This window comes from Haladaptatus sp. W1 (assembly GCF_001723155.1).
GTDB lineage: Archaea > Halobacteriota > Halobacteria > Halobacteriales > Haladaptataceae > Haladaptatus > Haladaptatus paucihalophilus.
On sequence record NZ_MEIH01000238.1, the window covers coordinates 1 to 2,590 of the forward strand.

Genomic DNA, 2,590 nt, shown 5'->3' on the forward strand with positions numbered 1-2,590 from the left:
GTCACGGCGTCCAGTGCGTCGGCGTCGTCCAATCCGCGGACGACTTCGTGTATCGTTCCGTCGCCGCCCGCGGCCGCGACCACGGCGGCACCGTTCTCCGCAGCGTGGCTCGCGAACTCGCGAGCGTCCCCCTCGCCCTGAGTTTCGAGAACGGTACAGTCGTACTGCGTCGCGAGGCGCTGGACCTGCTCGCGGTGGTTCGCGTTACCGCTGACGGGATTCAACACGACGACGCGCTCGTACTCGATGGCGTCCTCGTTCGCAACGAGGTCGTCTACCGCTCCCTCCTCGTCGGCTTTCATGCACTGACCGACCGGCGGAAAAACCAAAGAGCTATCGGCAGTATAGCTACGGACGTGTTCGCCCTCGACCTACACGCTCACACGCGATTCTTCCACGGCCACGAACGCGCCGCCGCGCTGTTCGACCCGTTGGGAGTCAGACTCCTCGAACTCGGCGCGCGCTACCGCGGACTGGACGGCGTGGCGTTGACGAACCACGATTACTATCACCCGTTCGTCGGACGCGTCGTGAAGACGATACCGGGTATCGAAATCTCCACGACGAAAGGGCACGTCCTCGTCGTCGGTCCCGACCCGCCGACGCGCACCGAACCCGGGACGCTCACGCCGAAGGAAACCGTCGCCCTCGCCCACGAACGAGGCTGTGCCGCCATCGTCGCCCATCCGTACCGGAACAGCACCGTGCGCGAAGTGGACGCCGACTTCGACGCCATCGAAATCAACGGCAAACACCCGCGAACCGAGGAGTGGGCGCGGGAGCTGGCGGAGAGCTACGACCTGCCGCTGGTCGGCGGCAGCGACGCCCACTACCCGGTCGAAGTCGGCCGCGCGTACACGATAGTCGATGCGGATGTCCTAACGCCCGAGAGCGTCGTCAGCGCGATTCGGGACGGCCGCGTCGAACCGCGAGTCGAGCGGGGGACGTTCGACCAATTGGTCCGTCGCGGCTATCGGACGGTACACGAAGGGAAGGGCAATCTCCACCGCCCCGAGGAGGAGTCACCGGGCGTCGGTGACCCGCCGAAACCGGAAGACTAGCCGAGTCGCTCGTCCAAAATCACTCTTCGACTCATCTCGGGATGCTCTCGGATTCGGCCGAGATGGCCTCAACCGAGTCGCTCGTCCAAAATCAATCGAGTCTTCGTACTCACAACTTCCTCCAACTCCCGCGCGCGGGTGATGAGTTGGTTCACGCCTTGCGTGTCGGAGGCGTCCACGACGAGTACGATGTCGTCCTCGCCGCTGACCTGCCAGACGAAATCGACCTGTTCCCACTCCGCGAGCGTGTCGGACATCCTCGTCGTGTCGACGGCCACGTCCACGCCGATTTCTATCATCGCTTTCACGTTCCCCGTGTGGGTCGTAACCGTGAATCGCTCGATAACGCCGTCCTCGGTCATGCGTTCGACTCGATTTCGAACGGTCCCTTCCGACGTTCCGACCGCTTCGGCTATCTCTGTGTACGGTGTGCGGGCGTCTCGCCGGAGGAGATTCAGTATCTGTCGGTCGAGTGCGTCCATGGAGATTTGCAGGTAGTGGTGCCCGCTACTTGACGATTACGAATTTCGTAACAATGCTTCGAAAGCAAGGTTTATAGGCCCGGATTGCATATGAATCTCGTAATGCCGGGTGCCTACGTCGCGCTGGAGGGTGGCCATGTGGTGGAAGCCCGTGGTCGTTCTCCGGGAACGGCTTGCGGAGAACTGGTTTTTACAACAGCATACACGGGTTACGAGGAGAGCCTCACCGACCCGTCCTACGAAGAACAGATACTCACGTTCTCGTACCCCCTCATCGGGAACTACGGCGTCCGAGAGGAGCGCTTCGAGAGCGACCGAGTACACCCGCGCGCCGTCGTCGCGCGTGAACTGACCGAAGACGTCGCCGAGTGGCTCGAAGACGAGGGCGTTCCCGCGGTGGACCACCTCGACACCCGCGACTTCGTTGGTGGGATTCGAGAACAGGGCGCGATGAAGTGCGGTATCGCGGTCGGCGAGAATGCCACGCCCGAGGACGCGCTCGCGGAACTCGAACGCTGTCCGGGCATGAGCGACCACGACGACATCGGCGAGCAGGTCAGCGTCTCCGAACACGAGGTTCACCTCGGTGACGGTGACGAGACCGACACGACCGTCGCGCTCATCGACTGCGGCGCGAAGGGAAGCATCATCGACTCGCTGGTCGAACGCGGTGCGGACGTCCACGTCCTCCCGCACGACGCGACCGCGGCCGACGTGGAGGGCGTCGATGCCGACGTGCTCTTCGTTTCGAACGGTCCGGGCGACCCTGCGAACTTCGAAGCGGCCCAGAAACTGGTCGAGACGTTCGTCGGCGAACTGCCGCTCGCGGGCATCTGCCTCGGACAGCAGATCATCGCCCGCGCGCTCGGCGGCACGACCGAGAAGATGGACTTCGGTCACCGCGGCGTCAACCAGCCCGTCCGCGACCTCGAATCTGGACAGGTCGTCATGACGACGCAGAACCACGGCTACACCGTCGCCGACCCCGGCGACCTCGAAGTCACGCAGATCAACGTCAACGACGACACGCCGGAAGGCTTGGAGAGC

The 2,590-nt window shown here is 63.8% G+C and carries 4 protein-coding genes; 2 read left to right on the forward strand and 2 right to left on the reverse strand.

Annotation, left to right across the window (positions count from 1 at the left end):
- Positions 1 to 302: diacylglycerol kinase family protein (locus tag BG842_RS10495; protein WP_303645368.1), on the reverse strand; the 302-nt coding region annotated here is incomplete at its 3' end.
- A gap of 54 nt (positions 303 to 356) precedes the next feature.
- Here BG842_RS10495 and BG842_RS10500 point away from each other — a divergent pair.
- Entirely contained in the window at positions 357 to 1,061 is a 705-nt protein-coding gene (locus BG842_RS10500; RefSeq protein ID WP_069450688.1) for a PHP-associated domain-containing protein, read from the forward strand.
- Positions 1,062 to 1,129: 68 nt separating this feature from the next.
- Here the strand turns inward: BG842_RS10500 and BG842_RS10505 are convergent, their stop codons facing one another.
- Complete coding sequence (locus tag BG842_RS10505; protein ID WP_007976883.1) at positions 1,130 to 1,543, reverse strand: Lrp/AsnC family transcriptional regulator; 414 nt, start codon at positions 1,541 to 1,543, stop codon at positions 1,130 to 1,132.
- A gap of 102 nt (positions 1,544 to 1,645) precedes the next feature.
- Here BG842_RS10505 and carA point away from each other — a divergent pair.
- Positions 1,646 to 2,590: glutamine-hydrolyzing carbamoyl-phosphate synthase small subunit (carA, locus tag BG842_RS10510; protein WP_069450689.1), on the forward strand; the 945-nt coding region annotated here is incomplete at its 3' end.

What these genes read in the sequence shown, in the direction of transcription:
- BG842_RS10505 (WP_007976883.1), bottom strand. Translation starts at nt 1,543, where the DNA reads ATGGACGCACTCGACCGACAGATACTGAATCTCCTCCGGCGAGACGCC.